The 24848-nt window shown below is 74.1% G+C and carries 19 protein-coding genes and 3 pseudogenes; 17 read left to right on the top strand and 5 right to left on the bottom strand.

The window, feature by feature from the left end:
- Position 1: 1 nt before the first annotated feature.
- Positions 2-1144 carry an 8-amino-7-oxononanoate synthase gene (locus NEH16_RS27720; RefSeq protein WP_265545638.1) on the bottom strand — a complete coding sequence of 381 codons (1143 nt, stop codon included), beginning with the start codon at positions 1142-1144 and terminating at the stop codon, positions 2-4.
- 142 nt (positions 1145-1286) lie between these two features.
- Here NEH16_RS27720 and bioB point away from each other — a divergent pair, with 142 nt between their 5' ends.
- The 11 genes and pseudogenes from bioB (at position 1287) to mug (ending at position 12811) form a co-directional block, all read left to right on the top strand.
- Complete coding sequence (gene bioB / locus NEH16_RS27715; protein WP_265545636.1) at positions 1287-2489, top strand: biotin synthase BioB; 1203 nt, start codon at positions 1287-1289, stop codon at positions 2487-2489.
- Positions 2482-3785, top strand: a pseudogene (locus NEH16_RS27710) (adenosylmethionine--8-amino-7-oxononanoate transaminase). The gene bioB and the pseudogene NEH16_RS27710 overlap by 8 nt, the downstream one beginning before the upstream one ends.
- 3 nt (positions 3786-3788) lie before the next feature.
- Positions 3789-4478, top strand: coding sequence for a dethiobiotin synthase (bioD, locus tag NEH16_RS27705; protein ID WP_265545633.1), 690 nt, complete (start codon positions 3789-3791; stop codon positions 4476-4478).
- 123 nt (positions 4479-4601) lie between these two features.
- Positions 4602-5213, top strand: a complete 612-nt coding sequence (locus NEH16_RS27700) for a class I SAM-dependent methyltransferase (RefSeq protein WP_265547402.1) — start codon at positions 4602-4604, stop codon at positions 5211-5213.
- 201 nt (positions 5214-5414) lie between these two features.
- Positions 5415-6697: pseudogene (locus tag NEH16_RS27695) on the top strand (cytochrome P450).
- 64 nt (positions 6698-6761) lie between these two features.
- Entirely contained in the window at positions 6762-7202 is a 441-nt protein-coding gene (locus tag NEH16_RS27690; protein WP_073968942.1) for a GNAT family N-acetyltransferase, read from the top strand.
- Positions 7203-7367: 165 nt separating this feature from the next.
- The gene (locus NEH16_RS27685; protein ID WP_073968943.1) at positions 7368-8705 is read left to right on the top strand and encodes a hemolysin family protein; all 1338 of its coding nucleotides are present in this window, start codon (positions 7368-7370) and stop codon (positions 8703-8705) included.
- Positions 8702-9721, top strand: a complete 1020-nt coding sequence (locus NEH16_RS27680) for a hemolysin family protein (RefSeq protein ID WP_265545631.1) — start codon at positions 8702-8704, stop codon at positions 9719-9721. Before NEH16_RS27685 ends, NEH16_RS27680 begins: the two co-directional genes overlap by 4 nt.
- Before the next feature lie 82 nt (positions 9722-9803).
- On the top strand, positions 9804-10673 hold the full coding sequence (locus NEH16_RS27675) for an SGNH/GDSL hydrolase family protein (RefSeq protein ID WP_265545629.1): 870 nt from the start codon (positions 9804-9806) through the stop codon (positions 10671-10673).
- 59 nt (positions 10674-10732) lie between these two features.
- On the top strand, positions 10733-12175 hold the full coding sequence (purB, locus tag NEH16_RS27670; protein WP_199879196.1) for an adenylosuccinate lyase: 1443 nt from the start codon (positions 10733-10735) through the stop codon (positions 12173-12175).
- 27 nt (positions 12176-12202) lie between these two features.
- Complete coding sequence (gene mug, locus NEH16_RS27665) at positions 12203-12811, top strand: G/U mismatch-specific DNA glycosylase (protein WP_073968947.1); 609 nt, start codon at positions 12203-12205, stop codon at positions 12809-12811.
- Here mug and NEH16_RS27660 read toward each other — a convergent pair.
- On the bottom strand, positions 12745-13179 hold the full coding sequence (locus NEH16_RS27660; RefSeq protein WP_265545627.1) for a hypothetical protein: 435 nt from the start codon (positions 13177-13179) through the stop codon (positions 12745-12747). The two genes, mug and NEH16_RS27660, sit on opposite strands and share 67 nt — an antisense overlap.
- Before the next feature lie 281 nt (positions 13180-13460).
- Here NEH16_RS27660 and NEH16_RS27655 point away from each other — a divergent pair, with 281 nt between their 5' ends.
- Positions 13461-14618, top strand: coding sequence for an ROK family protein (locus NEH16_RS27655; RefSeq protein ID WP_073968949.1), 1158 nt, complete (start codon positions 13461-13463; stop codon positions 14616-14618).
- 37 nt (positions 14619-14655) lie between these two features.
- Here NEH16_RS27655 and NEH16_RS27650 read toward each other — a convergent pair whose 3' ends face one another.
- Together NEH16_RS27650 and NEH16_RS27645 are read right to left on the bottom strand one after the other, a co-directional pair.
- Positions 14656-15423: a GntR family transcriptional regulator gene (locus NEH16_RS27650; protein WP_265545624.1), complete on the bottom strand. Its 768-nt coding sequence runs from the start codon at positions 15421-15423 to the stop codon at positions 14656-14658.
- 152 nt (positions 15424-15575) lie between these two features.
- The gene (locus NEH16_RS27645; protein WP_265545622.1) at positions 15576-16547 is read right to left on the bottom strand and encodes a DMT family transporter; all 972 of its coding nucleotides are present in this window, start codon (positions 16545-16547) and stop codon (positions 15576-15578) included.
- A gap of 47 nt (positions 16548-16594) precedes the next feature.
- Between NEH16_RS27645 and NEH16_RS27640 the strand changes: the two are divergent.
- From NEH16_RS27640 to NEH16_RS27625, 5 genes and pseudogenes are all read left to right on the top strand, one after another.
- A pseudogene (locus NEH16_RS27640) lies at positions 16595-18041 on the top strand (PLP-dependent aminotransferase family protein).
- A 55-nt stretch (positions 18042-18096) separates the two neighbouring features.
- Positions 18097-19470 carry an SWIM zinc finger family protein gene (locus NEH16_RS27635; RefSeq protein ID WP_265545621.1) on the top strand — a complete coding sequence of 458 codons (1374 nt, stop codon included), beginning with the start codon at positions 18097-18099 and terminating at the stop codon, positions 19468-19470.
- Positions 19467-21824: a DUF6493 family protein gene (locus NEH16_RS27630; RefSeq protein ID WP_343299523.1), complete on the top strand. Its 2358-nt coding sequence runs from the start codon at positions 19467-19469 to the stop codon at positions 21822-21824. The genes NEH16_RS27635 and NEH16_RS27630 overlap by 4 nt, the downstream gene beginning before the upstream one ends.
- The gene (locus NEH16_RS33740; protein WP_343299522.1) at positions 21749-22129 is read left to right on the top strand and encodes a hypothetical protein; all 381 of its coding nucleotides are present in this window, start codon (positions 21749-21751) and stop codon (positions 22127-22129) included. The genes NEH16_RS27630 and NEH16_RS33740 overlap by 76 nt, the downstream gene beginning before the upstream one ends.
- Before the next feature lie 157 nt (positions 22130-22286).
- Entirely contained in the window at positions 22287-23669 is a 1383-nt protein-coding gene (locus tag NEH16_RS27625; RefSeq protein ID WP_374215635.1) for a GNAT family N-acetyltransferase, read from the top strand.
- Here the strand turns inward: NEH16_RS27625 and NEH16_RS27620 are convergent.
- The gene (locus NEH16_RS27620) at positions 23596-24843 is read right to left on the bottom strand and encodes a trans-sulfuration enzyme family protein (protein WP_265545619.1); all 1248 of its coding nucleotides are present in this window, start codon (positions 24841-24843) and stop codon (positions 23596-23598) included. The genes NEH16_RS27625 and NEH16_RS27620 overlap by 74 nt on opposite strands.
- Positions 24844-24848 lie beyond the last annotated feature (5 nt).

Below are 24848 nucleotides of genomic sequence, written 5' to 3'. Positions count from 1 at the left end.
CTCAGCTCTGCGGTGCGGTCCTCCGCACCGTCTCCACCGCCCGCGCGATCTGTTCGTCCGTCAGATCCGCGCGGGCGGTCAGCCGGAGCCGCGAGATGCCGTCGGGCACGGACGGCGGCCGGAAGCAGCCCACCGCCGTCCCGGCCGTCCGGCAGTCGGCGGCCCAGCGCACGGCGGCGTCGGCCGAGGGCGCCCGGACCGAGACGACCGCCGCGTCGGGCCGCACCGCGGTCAGCCCGGCCGCCGTCAGCCCCTCGTACAGCGCGGTGGCGACCGTACGCGCCCTGAGCGCGCGCTCCGGTTCGCGGCGCAGCAGCCGGAGTCCGCCCAGGGCCGCGCCGACGGCGGCCGGGGCGAGCCCGGTGTCGAAGATGAACGTCCGCGCGGTGTTGACCAGGTGGTCGATGACCCGGGCAGGGCCGAGGACCGCGCCGCCCTGGCTGCCCAGGGACTTGGACAGGGTGAGCGTGGCGACGACGTCCGCGTCGCCCGCGAGCCCCGCCGCGTCGAGCGCGCCGCGTCCGCCCTCGCCGAGCACCCCGAGTCCGTGCGCGTCGTCCACCAGGAGCGCGGCGCCCTCCGCCCGGCAGACGGCGGCCAGCGCGGCGAGCGGCGCGGCGTCGCCGTCCACGGAGAACACCGAGTCGGTGACGGCCAGCTTCCGGCCCCCGTGCCCGCGCAGCGTCTTGCGGACGGCCTCCGGGTCGGCGTGCGGGACGACGGCGGTCTCGGCCCGGGAGAGCCGGCAGCCGTCCACGATGGAGGCGTGGTTGCCCGCGTCGGACGCGATGAGGGCGCCGCGTCCGGTGAGCGCGGTGAGGGCCGCGAGGTTGGCGGCGTAACCGGAGGAGAGGACGAGCGCGGCCTCGAAGCCGCAGAACGCGGCGAGTTCGCGTTCCAGCTCGGCGTGGAGCGCGGTCGAGCCGGTGACCAGGCGGGAGCCGGTCGCCCCGCCGCCCCAGCGGCGCGCCGCGTCCGCCGCTGCGGAGGTCACCTCCGGGTGCCGGGTGAGCCCGAGGTAGTCGTTGCTCGCGAGGTCCAGCGGCTCCGCCTCGGCCTCGCGGGGCCGCAGCCTGCGGACCAGGCCCGCGTCCGCGCGCCGGCGCGCCTCGTCGTCGATCCAGTCGAACGGGGTGGCGGGCATGGGCGGTCCCTTTTGTAGGCAGCTCACAGACCCTAACCGGGCTCATGCCGAGACACGGTGTGGCAATGCACACACCCCCTGTCAGCTCTGTTGTCCGGTTCCTCCTTGGCTCGGGGCGGTGCGGTGCGTCAGGATCATCGCCATGGACCTCCTGAACACGCTGGTGGACAAGGGGCTGCGGCGCGAGCTGCCGACCCGTGAAGAAGCGCTCGCCGTGCTGGCGACCCCGGACGACGCACTGCTCGACGTGGTGGCCGCGGCCGGCGAGGTGCGCCGTCAGTGGTTCGGACGGCGGGTGAAACTCAACTATCTGGTCAATCTGAAGTCCGGGCTCTGCCCCGAGGACTGCTCGTACTGTTCGCAGCGGCTCGGCTCCAAGGCCGAGATCCTCAAGTACACCTGGCTGAAGCCGGAGGAGGCGTCGAAGGCGGCGGCGGCCGGGGTGGCCGGCGGCGCCAAGCGCGTCTGCCTGGTGGCCAGCGGCCGGGGTCCGACGGACCGGGACGTCGACCGGGTCTCGCAGACCATCGAGGCCATCAAGGAGCAGAACGAGGGCGTCGAGGTGTGCGCCTGCCTCGGCCTGCTCTCCGAGGGCCAGGCCGACCGGCTGCGTTCGGCGGGCGCCGACGCGTACAACCACAACCTCAACACGTCCGAGGGGACGTACGGGGAGATCACGACCACCCACACCTACGCCGACCGCGTCGACACGGTGCAGCAGGCGCAGGCCGCCGGGCTCTCCGCCTGCTCGGGGCTGATCGCGGGCATGGGCGAGAGCGACGAGGACCTGGTCGACGTGGTCTTCTCGCTGCGCGAGCTGGACCCGGACTCGGTGCCGGTCAACTTCCTGATCCCGTTCGAGGGGACCCCGCTCGCCAAGGAGTGGAACCTGACGCCGCAGCGCTGTCTGCGGATCCTCGCGATGGTGCGGTTCGTCTGCCCCGACGTGGAGGTGCGGCTCGCGGGCGGGCGCGAGGTCCATCTGCGCTCGATGCAGCCGCTCGCCCTGCACCTGGTCAACTCCATCTTCCTGGGCGACTACCTGACCAGTGAGGGCCAGGCCGGGCAGGCGGATCTGGACATGATCGCGGACGCCGGTTTCGAGGTGGAGGGGGCGGGTACGACGACGCTCCCCCGGCACCGCGCGGACGCGGCGGCGGGCTGCGGCTCCCATGCGGCCGAGGGCTGCGGTTCGCACGCGGGCGGCGGTTGCGGGCCGTGCGGGGAGGGCGCGGAGGCGGAGGCCGTTCCCGCCGCCGAGGTGCCGGAGACGCCGGGCGCCCGCACGGACCTGGTGGCGGTCCGCCGCCGCGGCGCCGGTACGGACCTCGCGCCCAATGCCTGAGCCGCTCTCCCCCGCCGTACTCCGGGACCTGGACCGGGCGCACGTCTGGCATCCGTACGGCCCCATGCCGGGCCGGCAGGAACCGCTGGTCGTGGAGTCCGCGTCCGGGGTCCGGCTGCGGCTCGCCGAACCCGCCCACGGACAGCGCGAGTTGGTCGACGGGATGTCCTCCTGGTGGTCGGCCGTGCACGGCTACAACCACCCCGTGCTGAACGAGGCGGCACGCGGCCAGCTGGACCGGATGAGCCATGTGATGTTCGGCGGGCTCACTCACGAGCCCGCCGTCCGGCTGGCGGCCCGGCTGGTGGAGATCACCCCGGAACCGCTGCGCCACGTCTTCCTCGCCGACTCGGGCTCCGTGTCGGTCGAGGTGGCCGTGAAGATGTGCCTCCAGTACTGGCGGTCGGCCGGGCGGCCGGCCAAGAAGCGGCTGCTGACCTGGCGCGGCGGCTACCACGGGGACACCTGGCAGCCGATGTCGGTGTGCGACCCGGAGGGCGGGATGCACGAGCTGTGGTCCGGCGCGCTGCCCCGCCAGGTCTTCGCGGACGAACCGCCCGCCGGTTACGGTTCCGGGCCCGACCCCGCGTACGCGGCGCATCTGCGCGAGCTGATCGCGCTCCACGCCGACGAGCTGGCGGCGGTGATCGTGGAGCCGGTGGTCCAGGGGGCGGGCGGCATGCGCTTCCACTCCCCCGGCTATCTGCGCGTACTGCGCGAGGCGTGCGACGCGTACGGCGTGCTGCTCGTGTTCGACGAGATCGCGACGGGCTTCGGCCGTACGGGACAGCTCTTCGCCGCCGACCACGCGGGGGTCTCCCCCGACGTGATGTGCGTGGGCAAGGCGCTGACCGGCGGCTATCTGACGATGGCGGCGACGCTCTGCACCGGCGAGGTGGCCGAGGGCATCTCGCGCGGCGAGGTGCCCGTGCTCGCCCACGGCCCCACGTTCATGGGCAACCCGCTGGCCGCATCGGTGGCCTGCGCCTCCATCGACCTGCTGCTCGGCCAGGACTGGCAGCAGGAGGTCAAGCGGATCGAGGCCGGGCTGAACGAGGGCCTGGCGGCGGCGCGGGAGCTGCCCGGGGTCCGCGATGTGCGGGTGCTCGGCGCGATCGGGGTCGTGCAGTTGGACCACGAGGTGGACATGGCGGCGGCCACCGGTGCGGCGGTGCGCGAGGGGTGTGGCTGCGGCCGTTCCGGGACCTCGTCTACACCATGCCGCCGTACGTGACGGGTGACGACGACGTGGCACGGATCTGCCGCGCGGTGTGCGCTGCGGCGCGGGAGGGCTGAGCCATGAGCGTTCTGGTGGTGACCGGTACCGGTACGGAGATCGGCAAGACGATCGTGACGGCGGCCGTGGCGGCGGCCGCCGCGCACCGCCGCGTCGCCGTCCTCAAACCGGCCCAGACCGGCCTGGAGCCGGGCGAGCCCGGTGACGTGGCGGAGGTGGCGCGACTGGCTGGCGCCCATGTCACGGCGGTCGAACTCGCCCGTTACCCCGAGCCGTTGGCGCCCGCGACGGCCGCCCGCCGGGCCGGGATGGAGCCGGTGCGCCCGTACGAGGTCGCCGAGGCCGCCGGGAAGCTGGCCGCCGACCACGACCTGGTGCTGGTCGAGGGCGCCGGCGGGCTGCTCGTACGGTTCGACGACGAGGGCGCGACCCTGGCGGACGCGGCCCGGCTCCTCGCGGCCCCGGTCCTGGTGGTCGCCCCGGCCGGTCTGGGCACCCTGAACTCCACGGCCCTGACGGCGGAGGCGCTGCGGGCCCGGGAACTCGACTGCCTGGGGGTGGTCATCGGCAGCATGCCGGCCGCGCCCGATCTGGCGGAGCGCTGCAATGTGGCGGACCTCCCGGTGGCCGCCGGGTCGCCGCTGCTGGGCGTCGTCCCGGCGGGCGCCGGGTCGCTGGCGCCGACGGAGTTCCGGGCGCGGGCGGCGAGTTGGCTGGCCGCACCACTGGGCGGCGACCGGCCGCTGGGCTGAGCCCCGGAAAAGGGGCAGAATTGGAGGAGCCGGTCCGTCGAGGAGGTCCGCCATGCGGCTGCGGAACACGACCATCCCCCGGACGCGGTGCACCACCCGGTCTTCGCGCGCTGTTACGCGCGGATGAGCGTGGCCGCCGAGTCCGCCGCCGGTCTCGCCGCGATCCGGGCGGAACTGCTGGCCGGGCTCACCGGACGGGTCGTCGAGATCGGCGCCGGGAACGGCCTGAACTTCGCCCACTACCCGCTCGCGGTGTCGGAGGTGGTGGCGATCGAACCCGAACGCACCCTGCGCCGGCTGGCGGTGCGCTCGGCGCTGCGCGCGGGCATCCCGGTGGACGTGGTGCCGGGGACCGCGGAGGCGCTGCCGGTGAAGAGCGAGGCGTTCGACGGGGCCGTGGCCTCCCTGGTGCTGTGCACCGTGCGGGATGTGGAGCGGTCGCTCGCGGAGCTACGGCGGGTCCTGCGCCCAGGCGCCGAGCTGCGCTTCTTCGAGCATGTGCGGTCCGACGGGCGGGCCATGGCGGCGGCCCAGCGCGCCCTGGACCGCACCTTCTGGCCCCGCCTGGCCGGGGGCTGCCACACCGCGCGCGACACGCTCGCCGCCCTCGCGGCGGCCGGTTTCACGGTGGAGTCGTACCGGCGGGTCAGCCTGCCGGAGCGCGGGGTCCGGCTGCCCACCTCGTCCTGCGTGCTGGGTGTGGCGCGGCGGCCCGACGCGGCGGTGCGGCGGTAGGAGTCACAGGCTCCGGGGGCGCCCGCGCGTCCGTCCATCCGCGTATCCCGGACGGATTCCGTACCCCGGCCCCCCATCGGTCGAACACCTGGTCATAATTCCTGCTCAAGGCTCAGGTAGCCGAAGTCACCGCGGTCGGCCACGTCCTGGCGCCGCAGGCGCGCCGACCGACCCGTTCTCGCGACGACTCATGGAGTGACATTGAGTACGACGACGTTCCGTTCCCGCATCACGGCCCGTCTCGGGCGCGGCTACCTGGCCAGGATCCAGAAGCACGGATTCGGCTCGACCACGATGAAGCTCCTCCCGGAACAGCTGCTGATGCCGCTGCGCAGGGACGGGCTCGACCCGGTCCGCCGGCTCGCCGAGACCAGGGCGAGCGCCCCGGTGTCCCGGGTGGTGCTGCCGTTCGGCATGGACGCCTGGGTGGTCACCGGCTACGAGGAGTCCAAGGCCGTGCTCGGCTCCGCGGAGGGCTTCAGCACGGACTTCGCCCATCTCGCGGGCAACGCGGGCATAGCCGCCGAGCACAGCCCCGGCGGCCTGGGGTTCAGCGATCCGCCGGTGCACACGCGGCTGCGCCGCATCCTCACCCCGGAGTTCACGATGCGCCGGCTGCGCCGGCTGACGCCCCGGATCGACGCCATCGTCGCGGAGCGGCTGGACGCGATGGCGGCCGCGCCGGGGCCGGTCGATCTGGTGCACGCGTTCGCGCTGCCCGTGCCGTCGCTGACCATCTGCGAACTGCTCGGGGTGCCCTACGAGGACCGCGACGACTTCCAGAAGCTGGCCATGGACCGCTTCGACCTGTTCCGGGGGCCACGGCGCCGTTCGGCGCCATGTCGGAGTCGCTCGACTACTTCCGGGGCGTGGTCCGGGACCAGCGCCGCGCGCCGGGCGACGGCCTGCTCGGGATGATCGTGCGGGAGCACGGGGACAGCGTGGACGACGAGGAACTGGCGGGCCTGGCGGACGGGGTGCTCACCGGGGGCTTCGAGACGACCGCCAGCACGATCGCGCTCGGCGCCCTCGTACTGCTGCGGAACCACGGGGTGGCGGACCGGCTGCGGACGGACGACGCCGTGGCGGCACCCTTCGTGGAAGAGGTGCTGCGCTATCTGTCGGCCGTGCAGATGGCGTTCCCCCGGTTCGCCCGCGAGGACATCGAGATCGCGGGGGTGGTGATCCCGCGCGGCGACATGGTGCTCTGCTCGCTCAGCGGCGCCAACCGCGATCCGGCGTACGTCACGGACGACGGGCGGTTCGACGTGGACCGGGTCACCCCGGCCGGGCATCTCGCCTTCGGGTACGGCATCCACCGCTGCATCGGCGCGGAGCTGGCCCGTATGGAACTGCGCTCCGCCTTCCCGGCCCTGGTCCGGCGCTTTCCCGCGATGCGGCTCGCCGTACCCCCGCAGGACCTGGCCTTCCGCAAGCTGTCGATCGTGTACGGCGTCGACTCGCTGCCCGCACGACTGCGCTGAGCCGTCCCCGTACCGGCGGGGAAAGCGTTCGCCCGGATGTGCGGCCCTCTGATTGGCTCGCCCCATGAGCGATCTCTCCCTGCGCCCCGCCGCCTCCTCCGACATCGACCCCGTGCTGCTGTTCTGGCGGACGGCCGCCGAGGGCACCAGCATCAGCGACGACCACGACGGGGTGGCCCGGCTCATCGACCGCGACCCGGGGGCACTGCTCCTCGCGGAACGGGAGGGCGTGCTCGTGGGGACCGTCATCGCGGGCTTCGACGGCTGGCGGTGCTCCGCCTACCGGCTCGCCGTCCACCCGGACCACCGCCGACAGGGCATCGCGACCGCGCTCCTCGAAGCGGCGGAGCGGCGCTTCGCCGAGCTGGGCGGGCGGCGGGTGGACGCCATGGTGCTGGAGGAGAACGAGCGGGCCCACCACACCTGGCGGGCCGCCGGCTATCACCGCGAGGACCACTGGCGGCGGTGGGTGAAGCCGCTCGGTCCGGGCACAGGGGGAAGGTGACCGGCAGCACCGGCGACTTTGCTGATCCTTTACTATGGGGAGGCACTCCTGCCCCTCCGACGAAAGGTGTGAGCGTCCGCCCATGGGCGAGCCTCCCAGTCCCAGAAGCCACCGACATCGCGCGGTCCTCCGGTCCCTGTCCGATCATGGGACGGAGGTGAACCGATGACCGAAGTGCTTCTCCTGCTCGTTGCGGTACTGCTCTCGCTCGCCTGCGGCGCCTTCGTCGCGGCGGAGTTCTCCTTGACCACGGTGGAGCGCGGCCAGCTGGAACGGGCCGTCGAGCAGGGTGAGCGCGGAGCCGCGAGCGCCATGAAGGCGGTCCGCAGCCTCACCTTCCAGCTCTCCGGGGCGCAGCTCGGCATCACCGTCACCAACCTGGTCGTCGGCATGCTCTCCGAGCCGTCCATCGCCAAGCTGATCCGGGGTCCGGTGGAGGCCGTCGGGCTCTCGCCCGGTGTGGCCTCGTCCGTGGCGCTCGTCATCGGCACGGCGCTGTCCACGGTGTTCCTGATGGTCGTCGGCGAGCTGGTCCCGAAGAACTGGGCCATCTCCTCGCCGCTCGCGGTGGCGAAGACGGTCGCCACTCCGCAGCGGGCCTTCACGGCCGTCTTCCGGCCCTTCATCAGCCACCTCAACAACACCGCCAACCGGATCGTGCGCCGCTTCGGGCTCGAACCGGCCGAGGAGCTGGCCTCCGCACGCAGCCCGCAGGAGCTGGTGGCGCTGGCCCGGCACTCCGCCAAGGAGGGCGCGCTGGAGGCGGACACCGCCGAGCTGTTCGTCCGTACCCTCAACCTCCCGGAGCTCACCGCCGAGAACGTGATGACCCCGCGCGTGCAGGTCACGGCCCTGGAGGTCAGCGCGACCGCCGAGGACGTCGCCAACGCGACCCGGGCCACCGGCCTCTCCCGCTTCCCCGTCTACCGGGGCAGCCTCGACACCGTCGTCGGCGTCGCCCACATCAAGGACGTGCTGGCGATCCCGGCCGAGCAGCGGGCCCGCAAGCGCGTCTCCGAGATGCTGCGCGAGCCGGTGCTCGTCCCCGAGACACTGACCGTGGACCGGCTGCTCGACCGGCTCTCCGGCAAGCTGGCCATGGCGGTCGTGATCGACGAGTACGGCGGCACGGCGGGCGTCGTGACGCTGGAGGACATCGTCGAGGAAGTCGTCGGCGAGGTGCGCGACGAGCACGATCCGCACGAGACGCCGGACCTGGCTCCGGCCGGCGAGGACGCCGACGGGCGCGTCCTGTGGTCGGCGGACGGCGCCGCCCGCACGGACCAGCTGGAGACGATCGGGCTGCGGGTTCCGGACGGCCCCTACGAGACGCTGGCGGGCCTGATCGCCACGGAGATCGGCCGCATTCCGGCCGTGGGCGACTCGATCGAGCTGGCCGGCTGGCGGCTCGACGTGGTGGACGCCTCCGGGCGCCGCGCCGCCCGGGCGCTGCTGCACGCACCGCTGACCGGTTCCCACCAGCCGTCGGAGGACGAACGATGACCGCCGTACAGCTCTTCATCGGTCTGCTGACGCTGGTCGTGAACGCCTTCTTCGTCGGCGCGGAGTTCGCCCTGATCTCGGTGCGCCGCAGCCAGATCGAGCCGCAGGCCGAGCAGGGGAACCGGCGGGCGCGCAGCGTCATCTGGGGCCTCGAACACGTCTCGGCGCTGCTCGCGGCGGCGCAGCTGGGCATCACGCTGTGCACCCTGGTGCTCGGTATCGTCGCCGAGCCCGCGATCGCCCATCTGCTGGAGCCCGTCTTCGACGCGGTGGGCGTGCCGCACGGCCTGGTCCATCCGATCTCGTTCGTGATCGCGCTGACGGTGGCCACCTATCTGCACATGCTGCTGGGCGAGATGGTGCCCAAGAACATCGCGCTGGCCGAGCCGGTGCGGTCCGCGCTGCTGCTCGGCCCGCCGCTGGTGACGCTGGCCCGGGCGCTGCGCCCGGTGATCTTCGCGATCAACGCCTTCGCCAACGCCCTCCTGAAGCTGTTGCGGGTGGAGACGAAGGACGAGGTGGAGGCGACGTTCTCGGACGACGAGCTGGCGCGCCTGGTGAAGGACGCCGGTGACGCCGGGCTGGTGGACGACCGGGCGGCCGAGCGCCTGCACCACGCGCTGGAGCTGGGCCGCCGCCCGGTACGGGACGTGGTGCTGCCCGTCGACAAGGTGATGTACATCCGGGTCGGGGCGACACCGGAGGAGCTGGAGCGGCTGTCGTACGAGACGGGCTTCTCGCGCTTCCCGGTGATGGACGCGGAGCAGCGCATCCTCGGCTACCTCCATGTGAAGGACGCCCTGGACGCCGCCCCGCGCGACATGCCGTTCCCGGTGTCCTCGATGCGGCCGATCGCCCGGGTCCGGGCCGCGACACCGCTGGACGACGCGCTGACCGCGCTGCGGCGCAGCCGTACGCACCTGGCGGCGGTCCTGGACGAGGACGGCAGGCTCGCGGGCATGGTGACGATGGAGGACGTGCTCCGGGAGCTGGTGGGGCGGCCGCAGAGCCGCTGAGCCGCTGCGGTTCCGGGCCCCCGGTCCGGAGCCGCCCAGCGCCCCCCGGGGCCGTACGGCACCGCGATACGATCGCATCGCCATGGACATCAATGCCTCATACACCAGTTTGGTCGCGGTCGGCGACTCGTTCACCGAGGGCATGTCGGACCTGCTGCCCGACGGCTCGTACCGGGGCTGGGCCGATGTGCTCGCCGCCCGGCTCGCCGCCCGTACGCCGGGCTTCCGGTACGCCAATCTCGCGGTACGCGGGAAGCTCATCGCGCAGATCGTGGACGAGCAGGTGGAGGTGGCGGCGGCCATGCGGGCGGACGTCGTGACGCTGGTCGGCGGCCTCAACGACACCTTGCGCCCCAAGTGCGACATGGGCATGGTGCGCGGACGCCTGGAGGAGGCGGTGGAGCGCCTGGCGCCGTCCTGCGGGAAGCTGGTGCTGATGCGCAGCCCCGGCCGCAACGGGCCCGTGCTCGACCGGTTCCGGCCGCGCATGGAGGAGCTGTTCGCGCTGGTGGACGAGCTGGCCGCGCGGCACGGCGCGGTGGTGGTCGACCTGTACGGCGCTCCGGCGCTGGGTGACCCGCGCCTCTGGGACGTGGACCGGCTGCATCTGACCGCCGAGGGGCACCGCCGGGTCGCCGAGGCGGTCTGGCAGGCCCTGGGGCTGCCGCCGGAGAGCGACTGGCAGGCCCCGCTGCCCGTTTCGGCCCCGGCGCGCTGGGCCGCCCGGCGGGTGGAGGACGTGCGCTTCGCCCGGCAGCACCTGCTGCCCTGGATCGGCCGGCGGCTCACGGGGCGCTCGTCGGGCGACGGACGGGCCGGGGCGCAGTTCGACGCCGAGCTGGGGCGGGGCTTCTGGGTGACCCCGGAGGAGGACGGCTGGACGGCCCCGGTGGCGACGTGGCGGCAGGTGGAGTCCGGCGGGCGGGAGGCGCGGGACGCGTCCGGTTCGTAGTAACGCACAAACCGGACCTGGGGGCTGAGCTGCACAAACCGCCAGTAGAATCCATGGACGTGACTGCTGTGTCTGCGAAGCCTCGCATCCCCAATGTCCTGGCCGGCCGCTACGCCTCCACGGAGCTGGCCGTCCTCTGGTCCCCCGAGCAGAAGGTGAAGCTGGAACGCCGGCTGTGGCTGGCGGTGCTGCGCGCCCAGAAGGACCTCGGGATCGAGGTGCCCGACGCCGCCCTCGCCGATTACGAGCGCGTCCTCGACCAGGTCGACCTGGCCTCGATCGCCGAGCGCGAGAAGGTCACCCGGCACGACGTGAAGGCCCGGATCGAGGAGTTCAACGCCCTCGCCGGTCATGAGCACGTCCACAAGGGCATGACCTCGCGCGACCTCACCGAGAACGTCGAGCAGTTGCAGATCCGGCTCTCCCTGGAGCTGATGCGCGACCGCACCGTGGCCGTCCTGGCCCGCCTCGGCAAGCTGGCCGCCGAGTACCGCGAGCTGGTCGTCGCCGGGCGCTCCCACAACGTGGCCGCGCAGGCGACCACCCTCGGCAAGCGCTTCGCGACCGCGGCCGACGAGCTGCTGGTGGCGTACGGCCGCCTCGAGGACCTGCTCGGCCGCTACCCGCTGCGCGGCATCAAGGGCCCGGTCGGCACCGCGCAGGACATGCTGGACCTGCTGGGCGGCGACGCCGGGAAGCTGGCGGAGCTCGAGGAGCGCATCGCCGCGCACCTCGGTTTCGCGCACGCCTTCACCTCGGTCGGCCAGGTCTACCCCCGGTCGCTCGACTACGACGTGGTGACCGCGCTCGTCCAGCTCGCGGCGGCGCCCTCCTCGGTGGCGAAGACCATCCGGCTGATGGCCGGCCACGAGCTGGTCACCGAGGGCTTCAAGCCCGGTCAGGTCGGCTCGTCCGCGATGCCGCACAAGATGAACACCCGCTCCTGCGAGCGCGTCAACGGCCTGATGGTCATCCTGCGCGGCTACGCCTCGATGACCGGCGAGCTTGCGGGCGACCAGTGGAACGAGGGCGACGTCTCCTGCTCGGTGGTACGCCGGGTGGCCCTGCCGGACGCGTTCTTCGCGTTCGACGGGCTGGTCGAGACGTTCCTGACGGTGCTGGACGAGTTCGGCGCCTTCCCGGCCGTGGTGGCCCGCGAGCTGGACCGCTACCTGCCGTTCCTCGCCACGACCAAGGTCCTGATGGGCGCGGTGCGCGCCGGAGTCGGCCGCGAGGTCGCCCACGAGGCCATCAAGGAGAACGCCGTCGCCTCCGCCCTGGCCATGCGCGAGCAGGGCACCGAGCGCAACGAGCTGCTGGACAAGCTCGCGGCCGACGAGCGCATCCCGCTGGACCGCGCCCAGCTGGACGAGCTGATGGCGGACAAGCTGTCCTTCACCGGGGCGGCCGGCGACCAGGTCACCGCGCTCGTCGCGCGGATCGAGGAGATCACCAAGCAGCACCCCGAGGCCGCCGGCTACGCGCCCGGCTCCATCCTCTGACGGCGACCCGCCGAACCGTCCCCGCAGATGACGCCCGAAGAACTCCAGGCCGCCCGCGACCGCGTCGTTCCCGACGTGGTCGCGGGCGGCCTGCGCGTCCTGTTCTGCGGGATCAACCCGAGCCTGACGACGGCGGCGACGGGCCACCACTTCGCCTTCCCCGGCAACCGCTTCTGGCCGGTGCTCCATCTGTCGGGCTTCACCCCGCGCCGGCTGGCCCCCGCCGAGCAGGCCCAACTGCTCGACCACGGGCTCGGCATCACCAACGTGGTCGCCAGGGCCACCGCCAGGGCCGACGAGCTGTCCGCCGAGGAGTTCCGGGAGGGCGGGCGGATCCTGACCGCCAAGGTCGAGCGGCTGCGCCCGCGGTGGCTGGCCGTTGTCGGCATCACCGCGTACCGCACCGCGTTCGGTGAGCGCCGGGCCCGGATCGGGCCGCAGGAGCGGACGGTCGGCGGGGCCCGGGTCTGGGCGCTGCCCAACCCCAGCGGCCTCAACGCGCACTGGACGGCCGCCACCATGGCCGAGGAGTACGCGCGGCTGCGCGCGGCCGTGGAGGCCGACGGCCCTCAGGGCGGGTCGGTCTCCGTCACGACCACGCTCAGCTCGCAGCCGGAGCCGCCCTCCTCCAGATAGAGGGCCAGCGCTATCCAGCGCTCCTCGATGTACCAGAGGCGCAGGTACTCGCAGCCCGCGACCGTGTCCGCCCACGGCTGCGGTATCTCCTCACCGGCGAGCATCCGCTCCTGGGCGCTGAACAGACTGACCAGCTGCGGCTCGCCCCAGCGGCTGCCGAGCAGGGTGACCAGTGCCTCGTGGTCCGCGAGGCACTGGGCGCGGCGCTCCAGCCGGCCGGCCTCGTCCTCCTCCCAGACATCGTCCACGTACAGGAACGCCGTGTGGTAACCGGGACCGCTGACTCCCGAATCCGACCGGACGCGCTGCGCGGGGAACTCCCGGGTGCGCATCCCGTCGATGAGGCGGAGGTGATGTGCGGTGGTCATGCCGTCAGTAAACCTTCCCCCACTGACAATCGGGGCTCCGCTCCGTACTTTGAGATGATTTCAGCCACCTCGTTCCGGCTGGCACACCCCCAGTTGGCACCCGCCGGGCACCAACTGGACGGTGTGCCGCAGAAGATGGCACCGGTCGCCGCACCCGGGTCCGCGGCGACCGCGGCCGACCCGCCGCATGCCTTCCTAACGGCTTCGCATCCCTCGGTCGCCTCCCCCCTGAGCAGCGAGTACGATCCGCCTGACATGCGCACTAGCTGGGAGGACACACCGTGGGCCGGCTGACCGGCGGGGATCCCTCGCTGCTGCGGCGGATCAATTCCGCGGTGGTACTCCATGCCCTCAGGGGCGCTTCCTCCTCGACCCTCACGGACCTGACCCGGATCACGGGCCTCTCCCGCCCGACGGTAGAAGGCGTCGTGGAAGGGCTCTTCGAGGCGGGTCTGGTCGTGGAGTGCGCTCCGGAGGGGGCCGAAACCCGCCGCCAGGGCCGTCCCGCCCGCCGCTTCCGCTTCCGCGCCGAGGCCGGGCACCTGCTGGGTATCGAGATCGGCCCGCACCGCGTCTCCGCACTGCTCTCCGGGCTGGACGGCCGGATCATCGGCGCCGGCTCCCGCGAGGTGTCCGAGACCGCCGGTGCCGACGACCGCCTCGACCGGGTCCGGGCCGTCGTCGCCGACGTCCTGCGCCGTACCGGCGTGGCCCGCAGCAGCCTGCGCGCGGTCGGCGTGGGCAGTCCGGGCATCGTGGAGGCCGACGGGACCGTGCGGCTGGGCACCGCGCTGCCGGACTGGACCGGCCTGCCCCTGGGCGAGCGGCTGAGGCGCTCCTTCCGCTGCCCCGTCCTCGTGGAGAACGACGCCAACGCCGCCGCCGTCGCCGAGCACTGGAAGGGCGCGGCCACGGAGTCCGACGACATCGTGTTCGTCCTCGCGGGGCTGAGCCCGGGCGCCGGTTCCCTGATCGGAGGGCGGCTGCACCGGGGGTTCGGCGGGGCGGCCGGGGAGATCGGCGCGCTGCATCTGCTCGGCCGGGACGTGACGCCGGAGCACCTGCTGTCCACGACGGACACCCCGCTGGACCCGCTGGACGAGCAGGCGGTGGCCGCGGTCTTCGCGAAGGCGCGGCACGGGGACGAGCAGGCGCGGGCCGCGGTGGAGCGGTTCATCCAGCGCCTGGTGCACGACGTGGCGGCGCTGGTCCTGGCGCTCGACCCCGAGCTGGTGGTGGTCGGGGGCTGGGCCGCCGGGCTGGACGGGGTGCTGGACCCGCTGCGGAGCGAGCTGGCCCGCTACTGCCTGCGCCCGCCCCGGGTGTGCCTGTCGCTCCTCGGCGAGGCGGCGGTGGCGACCGGTGCGCTGCGGCTCGCGCTCGACCATGTGGAGGAGCAGCTGTTCGCCGTCGAGGGAACGGTGACGGCCCGCCGCTGAACGCGACGGGCCGTGGGTGCCGGCTTGTGCTCGGGGGTCAGGAAGCCTGACGCTCCTCGGCCGGGTGGCTGATCTCCAGGTCGCCCGAGTCGCCGAAGGTGAGCCGGCAGGTGTCGGCCCGGTACGTGGCGACCGAGACCGCCGCCGTGCCGCCGGCGGCGAGGTAGCGGGTGGTGACGACGAGGACGGGGGCACCGGGGAGCCGGTCCAGCTCCTTGGCGTCGTCGGCGCGGGCGGAGCCCAGCTCGACGGAGCGGTCCTGGCCGTCGAGGCCGAGGCGGTGCAGTTCGCGGACGACGTTGCGGGCGCGGGCCGCGCCGGACGGGGCGTCTATCCCGGACAGCTCCGGCACGGAGGAGGACGGCACGTAGAGCAGCTCGGCGGCGACCACCTGGCCGTGGCTGGTGCGGATGCGGCGCACGATGTGCACGGGCTCCTCGGCGCCGGCGTTCAGCGTCGCGGCGACGGCGGCCGGGGCGGGAGCGCTCTCGCAGTCCACCGGCTGCCAGGCCGTGTCTGCGCCGCCGTCGGTCCAGTCGTTGCGGGCGGTGGAGACGGCCACGCCGACGCGGGGCGGGGCGACGGTGGTCCCGACGCCCCGGCGGCGGTGCAGCCGGCCTTCGAGTTCGAGCTGTTCCAGGGCCTGCCGGAGCGTGGCCCGGGCGACGCCGAACCGGGCGGCGAGCTCACGCTCGTTGGGAAGGATCTCCCCCACCGCAAAGTCCGAGTCGAGTGCCTCACTGAGCACGGTCTTGAGGTGCCAGTACTTCGGCTCCTGCACCGTTTCCAGCTGCGTGGTCCCCACCCTGTCCTCCGCAATCGCCCAGCGGCTTATTCCGCGACGTTATTTATTAAAGGTTCCTGTCTTAACGTTGAGACCATAGGACGGCGCAACCCCTTGGTCAAGACCAATCCTGCGCCGGAGACCCTGTGAATGGACGGTGCGCCGCACAGCGTTCACAGGACGTTCGCGGACCGGCGCACCGCGCGCGGCCCGGCGTCCGCCTTCGGAGCGGGGGCTTCCGCCTGCGGGGCGGTCGCGCCGCGCCGCCCCAGCACGCCCGAGCCGATCGCCACCCCGAGGCCCACGAGGCAGGATCCGGCGGCCTGAGCGAGGCCGTAGGAACCGGTGCCGACGAGCGGGGCGGTGAGCGCGGCGGAGACGGGGATGAGGCCGGAGAAGAGGGTGGCGCGCTCGGCACCGATGCGCTGCATGCCCATGTACCAGCAGACGAAGCCGATGACCGTCACGACGGCCGCCTGCCAGACCAGCGCCAGCGCCTCGGCCCCGGTCGGCAGGCGCAGGAAGCCGCCGCCGTCCAGCACCAGGCCGAGGACGGTCGACTCGGCCGCCGCGATGGCGCACACGGTCGCGGACAGCAGCTTCGGACCCAGCGGGCGCAGCACCGGCACCGCGATCACGGCGAAGCCCACTTCACCGGCCAGCGCGCCGACGGAGCACAGGATGCCGCTCAGGTCGGTGCGCCCCCAGCCCTGGACCGTGAACGCCCCGGCGGCTACCAGCCCCGCCGCGTACAGCACGGGCCGGGTGGGCCTGCGTCCTTCAAGGAGGGGCACGAGGACGGCGACGAGGATCGGGGCGCAGCCGACGAAGACGCCCGGAACCGCGGGTTCCGCTGAGCGTTCGGCGGCCAGTACGGCGAAGTTGAAGCCGACCATGCCGACGGCGGCGAGGAGCGCGAGCCGCCCCCACTGCCGCCCGGTGAGCAGGCGGAGCGTGGCGGCGGGGCGGGGTTCCCCGGGGCGGTGGATCAGGGGCAGCAGGAGGAGCGCCGCGAGGCCGTAGCGAAGCGCCTGGCCGCCCGCGTAGGGGTAGTCGCCGAGGACGCTGTTGGCGGTGAAGGAGGCGCCGACGAGGACGCAGGCGAAGGCGGCGAGCAAGGCGCCGCGCAGAGAGATCGCGTTCATGGCACCGACGCTAGGGAGCGCGGTGGTTCGGTTTAAGGTCCACTTCCATGACGGCTTCGGGGACCAATTCGCCTTCCGGTGGCAGCGGTTCGGACCGCGCGTCCGCTTCGACGGCCTGGGAGTTGCTGCTTCCGGTGGCGTCGGCTCCGGCGCGCGGCCGTGGCCGGGCGCTCCAGTCGGCGCTGCGCGAGGCGGTCCGCTCCGGCCGCCTGGCGCCGGGGACGCGGCTGCCGTCCAGCCGTGAGCTGGCCGCCGATCTGAGGGTCTCGCGCGGTCTGGTGACCGAGGCGTACGAGCAGCTGACCGCGGAGAGCTATCTGCGCAGCGGGCGCGGCGCGGGACCTGGGTGAGCGGGTCGGCTCGGGCGGCGGCGGGCGGTGCGCGGGATCTGGCGCCGCGCGCTCTCAGGGTGCGGGTCGACTTCCGGCCGGGGACGCCGGATCTCTCCCTCTTCCCGCGCAGCGCCTGGGCCGCCGCGCACCGCTCGGTGCTCGGCCGGCTGCCGCACGGCGCGCTCGGCTACCCGGATCCGCGCGGTCTGCCGGAGCTGCGCGTGGCCCTGGCCGCGCTGCTGACGCGGCGGCGCGGGGTGGTCGCCGATCCGGAACGGCTGCTGGTGTGTTCCGGGGTCGCGCAGGCGACGACGCTGCTCGGGTTCGTCCTGCACGGGCGCGGGGTGCGCACGGTCGGGTGGAGGACCCCGGAAGCCCGGAGCACACGGCGCTCTTCGCCTCCGCCGGGGTGGCGACCGCCATGCTCCCGCTGGACGCGGAGGGCCTGGCCCTGGAGCCGCTGAAACGTTCCGGGGTGCGGGCCGCGGTGACGACTCCGGCCCACCAGTTCCCGACCGGAGTGGCGTATTCCGCAGCCCGGCGCAGCCGGCTCCTGGAGTGGGCGCGAGAGGTGGACGGGCTGCTGATCGAGGACGACTACGACGGTGACTTCCGGTACGACCGCGCCCCGGTCGGCGCCCTCCAGGGCCTCGATCCGGAATCCGTCGCGTACACCGGCTCGGTCAGCAAGTCGCTGGCTCCCGGGCTCCGGCTGGGCTGGCTGATCGCGCCCGCGTCGATGACCGACGAACTGGTGGAGCGGAAGCGGATGATGGACCTCGGCAACCCGTCCCTCGAACAGGCGGTGCTCGCCGACTTCGTGGAGGGCGGCGGCTACGACCGTCAGCTGAGGCGCTGTCAGCGCGCCTACCGGGAGCGCCGGGACGTACTCACGCGGGCCCTGTCCGAGCACATCCCGGGCACGGAGGTGAGCGGGGTCGCGGCGGGGCTGCACGCCATCGCGCGGCTCCCCGGACGCTGGGGCCCGGACGAGCAGTTCGCCGAGCGCGCGGCGGGTGCCGGGGTCGCGGTGCGGCTGCTGCGCGAGTACGGGACGGAGCGGCCGGCGGACGGCTGCGTACGCCTCGTCCTCGGTTACGCCCATCTGGCGCCGGCCGACATCGCGCGCGGGGTGCGGGCGCTGGCCGACCTTGCCCAATAGCGCTGCTGACCTGGGGTGATGACCGATTGTCAGTGGTGGGTTCTACGGTTTTTCCATGACCCGAACCGTGCAGGCCCTGGCCTACTCACGTCCTTCCGTCCTGGCCTCCTCGGGGGCCGGGCGATCGCTCGGCCTGGAGACGGCCGGCGGCTCCACACCGCAGGGCGCCGAGGCGCATCCCCGGTTCTTCTCCGGGTTCCTGGCCTCGCCGCAGATAGCGGCGCGGGGGCTGCTCGCGGTCGCGGACGTCGCCGCCGCGCGCTACTACCAGCGGACCCTGGCGGCCTCGCTGGACCCGGTGGTGACGGGCAACGGGGACCGGCTGCGCTTCGAGTCGTTCTCCGGCTGCTGCGGGGTGTACGCGCGGCTCGACGTGCTCGGCGAGGGTCTGGAGGGCGTGAAGACGGGCCACGGCACCACCAATGTGGACGTGAACCATCCGCTGCGGGAGGCGCTGTCCCGGATGGGCGGCGACGAGCCGCTGCATCTGCGGGTGGGCCCGGACGAGATGGCGGTGACCACGACGGGCGGTGCCGTCGTGGAGAAGAAGGTGCCGTTGCCGGACCGCTGGCTGCGGGGGTTCGCGGAGGCGCAGGTGGCGTCCGCCGCCTTCGACCTGCGGGCGGAGCTCCCGGCGGCGGAGGCCGTACGGTTCCTGAGGTCGCTGCCCACGTCCTCGGGGGCGGCCGCGCGCGGCGCCCGGTGGGTGGTCCCCGCCGGGCGGACGCTCCGGCCCACGACCAGGCCGGTGCCCGGTGCCGTCTGCCTTCCCGGACCGCAGCGGCTGACCGCCCTGCAACGGGTCCTGCGGTACGCGTCGGCGCTCCGCGTGTACGGGCCGCCGGCCGACGGCGCGGCCGCCGCGAGCGCCTGGGAGGTCGTGCTGCCCGGAATGCGGCTCACGCTGACGCTGTCGCCCGACGCCTCGCGCGGCTTCTCCGGCGAGGGCGGCGTCCTGGAGGCGCTGGCCACGGACGAAGCGGCGGCCGACGCGGAGCTGGTGTCGGTGCTGCTGGCGTGGGAGCCCCGGATCGAGCCGGACCGGCTGGCGGAGCAGGCGGGCCTTCCGGTGGAGCGGGTCCGGGCCGCCCTGGTCCGGCTGGGCACGGCCGGCCGGGTGGGCTACGACCTCGCGGACGCCGCGTACTTCCACCGCGAGCTGCCGTACGACGCGGACCGGGCCGAGCGGCACAATCCCCGGCTGGTCGCGGCGCGGCGGCTGGCCCGGGAGGGGGCGGTGGTCCTGGACGGCGAGCTGGCGGCGGTGCGTTCGGGCGACCGGCGCTACCAGGTCCGTGAGCGGTCGGGGGCGCTGAGCTGCACCTGCCAGTGGTGGGCGGACTACCGGGGCCGCCGGGGCCCGTGCAAGCACGCCCTCGCGGTCCGGATGGTCCGCCGTGGCGCGGCGGTCGCCGGGGGTGCGCGATGACCACCCTGCTGGACGCGGTCCGCGAGGGCCGCACGGACGACATCCGGCCCCTGCTGGCCCGGCTCGACCGGGGCGGACGCAAGGCGGCCCTGGAGGAGTTGAAGGCGCTGCGCAAGGAGGCCCGTGGCTGGCGCTGGGGCGAGCGCACCCGGGTCCGCAAGGCGATCCTGGTGGCCGGTGCGGGCTGCCACACCGGGGCGGCGGGCTGCGCGACCTGGCTCGGCGCCAGGGACATGCGGGACTGGGTGCACTCGCCGTACCCGTGGGTCCTGGAGGTGCTGGGCGACCGCGAGCCGGACTGGCTCGCCGATCTCGCCCGCCGGCTGGCCGCGCGCGCCGTGGAGTCCGAGGCGGAGTACCGGCTGGTCGAGGAGCTGGCCCGCCGGGCGGGCTGTCCGCTGCCCGTCTCGGACGGCATGGTCCGGGCGTGGGCGGAGCGGGTCAACAGCGCGCGATGGCACGGCGGCTCCGGTAAGCCCCTGCTCGATGTGTTGCGGGCGGACGCCCGTCTCGACGTCCTCGTGCCGCATCTCCTGACCATGCCGGAGCTGCCCTCGGTGGTGGCCTGGGTCGACAGCGGCTCCCCCGACGAGTACTGGCCGGCCGCGCTGACCGCGCTGGTGGCGGAGGGGCGGCTCGACCGGGCGGCCCTGCTCGACGGCTGCACCGCGCGGCTGCTGCGGGGCGGGAAGCCCACCGATCTCCGCTTCTGCCTGCTGGTCGTGCGGGGGCTCGCTCCGACCGCCGAGGAGGAGGCGGCGCGGGTCGCCGACTGGATGGCGATGGCGGCCGACGGGCCCTCCCCGGTGGCCGGACACGCCCAAGAGGTGCTGGCCCGGCTCGACGCGCGGGGGGCGCTGTCGGTCCGGCAGCTGGCGGAGGTCTCCGGTGGGGTGCTCTTCCGTACGGAGAAGAAGCTGGTGCGCGCCCAGTTGATCCACCTGGGCAAGGTGCTGCGCCGGGAGCCTTCGGCGGCGGACGAGCTGGTGCCGGTGATCGCGGACGCCTTCGGGCATCCGGACACCGACGCGCAGGAGCGGGCGCTCAAGCTGGCCGCCCGCGCCCTGCCCGCCGCCTCTCCGGAGGTCCGCGCGGAGGCGGCCGGGATGGCCTCGCTGCTGGCGCCGGTGCACCGGGAGACGGCGCGCGCGGTCTTCGGGGAGCTGCTGGAGGACGCGCCGGGGACCGCCGCCTACGAGGAGATCCTGCCGCCGCCCCCGGCCCCGCGCCCGCTCGGCCCGCCGGCGGCGTCCGTGGCCGAGCTCACCGAGGAGGTGACGGCGGTCCTGCTCCGGTCGGACCAGGAGGACGTCAGCGCGTTCGAACGGGCGCTGGACGGGCTGGTCCGGCAGGCCCACAGCGGCCGGGAGGAGCTGATCACCGCCCTGGAGTCCGCACTCGCCGGACAGTGGTGGGCCAAGGCCCCCCGGGACGACGTCGACCGGCGGATGCTGCGCGGCGGCGACGGCCTGCACCTCGTCGCGGCCTCGCTGCTCGGGCGGATCTCGCGGCGCGCCGTCCACGACGGACAGACCCGCGGGGAGGCGAAGGGCACCTGCTGCCACGCGGCTCTCGACGCGATCGTGTACGCCCGCCTGTGGGAGGCCGCCGCCGTGGTAGGGGCGGGCACGCTGCCGTATCTGCTGGCCACGCCCACCTGGCACACGGGGGCCATCGACGCCCCGGAGCTGGTGGAGCGGCTGCGCGGATACGGGGAGCTGGGCGTCAAGGCGGGGCCGGTGGACTTCGCGCAGGCCCTGCTGCGGGTGCGGCGCACCGGCGAGGAAAAGGCCGCGGAGCGGGCCGCCGCGCTGGGCACGGCGGAGGGCGACCGGCTGGCGGAATGGCTCCGGGCGGACCAGCCGGTGGCGACCGTGCTGCCCCAGCATGTGGAGACGGATGTGCCCGTAGCCCGGGACTGGCTGCGGCAGACGGTGACCACGGTGCGCCGGGTGCTGCTGTCCACCGACGGGAACCGCCTCGTCCAGCAGCGGCTTCCCCGGACCTTCCACTGGCTCGGCAGCCCGCACGCCCCGCTCAACCACCGCTGCTACCACTGGTTCGTGGAGTCGCCGCACTGGACCGCCGTCCTCCCGAGGACGGCGAGACCCTGGCGGCGTGGCTGCTGCCCACCGTCGCGTCGTGCGTGGACGAGCAGCGGGGCACCACCTGGCTGCTGCCCGCGCTCGCCGAGACCGGCGGACCCGCCGCCGGGGCGGTGCATCTGGCCCTGGCGTACGGGCTCGGCGCCCGGGACGCGGAGGACCGGCTCTCGGCGGTGGACGCCCTGCTGGTGCTGGCGGCCCGGGGCCGGCTGGACGCGGAGCTGCTCGGCGGCGAGCTGGCGCGGCTGATCCAGCGGGACTCGGTCAAGCCGGGGCGGCTGGCGGACGCGGCACGGACGGCTGCGGGGACCGGGGCGTACCGGACGGTCCTGTCCTTCCTGGTGCCGGTGCTGCCCGCGCTGCTGGCGCGGGAGCGGGCGCCCCGGGGGCTGAGCGATCTGCTCGCCGTGGCGGCGGAGTGCGCGGAGCGCTGCGGCCCTCCGAAGACCGGGCCGGTCCCGGGGCTCGCGGAGACGGCCGCGCGCGGCGGGACGACCCAGCTGGTGCGGCAGGCGATACGCCTGGAGACGGCCTGCCGGGCGGGGACCGGGTGAGACCCGTGCGGGGCGCCGCTCCCCGGGGCGCCCCGCGAAACGCCCCTCCAACGCCTTCGAAACCGACGACGGGAAGCCGGATCGCCCTTTAACCCATCGGTCACAAAGCGTTCGTGATCAGGCAACACCGTACGGTCACAGTGGATTCATGACTGATGTGACATCCGCGAAGAGTGCCCGCCGCCCCCACCACTGGCGGCGGGACGTGATCGAACTCGCCGCGCTGTTCACGGCGGTGGCGGTCGCCGACGCGATCGCCAACCTGATCGGGCACCAGCCGGACGGCCCCTACCTGCTCATCGCCTCGGCCGTGGCCCTGACCGCGACGGCCGCGTTCCACACCTGGTGGGCACGGCGCCACAGCCACGCGCCGCCTCCCGCACCGGCCACCGATACCACCGCCGCATCCGATGCCCACGACACCTCCGCCGCCCCCGGCGAGACCGTGCTGTGGCGGATGCGGACCACCGTGCGGGACGTCCCCGGGAGCCTGGCCGCGCTGTGCACGGTGCTGGCCCGGCACGGCATCGACATCCTCACGCTCCAGACGCACCCGCTGGCGCGGGGCACCGTGGACGAGTTCCTGCTGAGGGTGCCCGCGTCGCTGCCGGCCCGGGAGCTGTCGCGCGCGGTCGCCGCCGCCGGGGGCAGCTCCACCTGGACGGAGCGGGCCGACGCCCACGACCTGGTGGACGCCCCGACCCGGCTGCTCGGCCTCGCCACCCGTACCGCCCTGGACGCCGCCGAACTTCCGCTGGCTCTGCGTCAGTTGCTCGGGCGGTGCACGATCCACTCGCTGCCCGCCGTCTCCGTGACCGGGCGTGCCACCGGTGAGACCGCCCCGGTCGAAGGGGTGCTGGAGGAGACCGTGATGCGGCTGCGCGACCCGTCGGGCGGCGTCATCACCGTGGAGCGGCCCTATCTGCCGTTCACGCCCACGGAGTTCGCGCGGGCCCGTGCGCTGGTGGAGCTCGACGCCCGGCTCGGCCCCCGGGTCCCGCGCGGCGAGCAGGTGCTCAGGCTGCCCGAGGGCGACGAGATCACCGTGCGCCGGGCGGACCGGGCCGACCTCGACGCGGCCGTGGAGATGCACGGGCGGTGCTCCGAGCAGACCCTGCGGCTGCGCTACCACGGCCCGGTCCGGGACGCCGACCGCTATCTGGACCACCTGCTGAGCCCGCGCTTCGGCCGTACCCTCGCCGTGCAGACGGCGTCCGGGCGGATGGTCGCCCTCGGCCACCTGCTCTGGGACGGCGACGAGACCGAGGTGGCGCTCCTGGTCGAGGACGAGTGGCAGCGGCGCGGCATCGGCTCCGAGCTGCTGGCCCGCCTGGTGGCGCTGGCCGTCGAGGCCGGCTGCGAGAACGTCTACGCCGTCACCCAGGCGTCCAACACCGGGATGGTGGCCGCCATGCGCGCGCTCTCGCTGCCGCTCGACTACCAGATCGAGGAGGGCACGCTCGTGATCACCGCACGCCTCGCGGCGACCCCGGCGCGCCCCCTGCCGCAGCTGCCGCCGTACGAACAGGCCGAGCACTGACCCCACCGCGTACGGAATCGCCGCCGCCCAGCGCCTGGCACAGGTCGGCCCACAGGTCCTCGACGTCCTCCAGGCCCACCGACATCCGCAGCAGCCGGTCTCCGACGCCGGAGGCGTGCCGGTCTCCCTCGTCCACGATGCGGTGGCTGATGGAGGCCGGGTGCTGGATGAGGGTGTCCACGCTGCCGAGGCTGACGGCCGGGGTGATCAGCCGCACCCCCGCGATCACCTGGTGCGGGTCTCCGTACACCTCGAACGCGACCATGGCGCCGCCGATCTCCGGGTAGTGCACCCGCGCCACCCGGGGGTCGGCGGAGAGCCGGCGGGCGAGTTCGGCGGCGCTCGTGGAGGCGGCCCGGACCCGCACCGGCAGGGTGGACAGGCCCCGCAGCAGCAGATAGCCGGCCATCGGGTGCAGGACCCCGCCGGTGGCGAAGCGGATCCGGCGCAGCACGGCGGCGAACTCCTCGTCGCACGCGACGACTCCGCCCATCACGTCACCGTGCCCGCCCAGGTACTTCGTCGCGCTGTGCAGCACGATCCGCGCCCCGTGCTCGACGGGACGCTGGAGGACGGGCGTCGCGAAGGTGTTGTCGACCAGCAGCGGAACCGAACCGCAGGAGTGGGCGACGGCCCGGATGTCCACCTCGGCCAGGGTCGGGTTGGCCGGGGTCTCCACGATCACCAGACCCGTGTCGGGCCGGATCGCCTCCGCGATGCCCGCCGGGTCCGTCCAGGTCACCTCGGTGCCCAGCAGCCCGGCGCCCAGCAGGTGGTCGCTGCACCCGTACAGCGGCCGCACGGCCACCACATGGCGCAGTCCCACGCTCGCGCGGGCCAGCAGGACGGCGGTCAGCGCGGCCATGCCGCTGGCGAACGCCACCGCGCTCGCGGTGGATTCGAGCCGGGCGAGTGCCGTTTCGAAGCGGCCGGTGGTGGGGTTGTCGAGCCGTGCGTAGACCGGCGGGCCGTCCGGGCGGGCCCCGGTGGTGGCGAAGGCGTCGATCCGCTCGGCCTCGGCGCGGGAGTCGTACGAGGGGTAGGTGGTCGACAGGTCGATCGGTGCGGCGTGCAGGCCGAGGGCCGCGAGGTCGTCGCGTCCGGCGTGCACGGCTTCGGTGGCGAGCGCCCGGGACGGGGTGGTCGAGGGCGGCAGCACGGATTCGTTGTCCATGCGCG

Source organism: Streptomyces drozdowiczii (genome assembly GCF_026167665.1).
Classification (GTDB): Bacteria; Actinomycetota; Actinomycetes; order Streptomycetales; family Streptomycetaceae; genus Streptomyces; species Streptomyces drozdowiczii_A.
The sequence above is the reverse complement of the archived record's forward strand: the minus strand, read 5'-3'. Positions and strand labels throughout refer to the sequence as shown.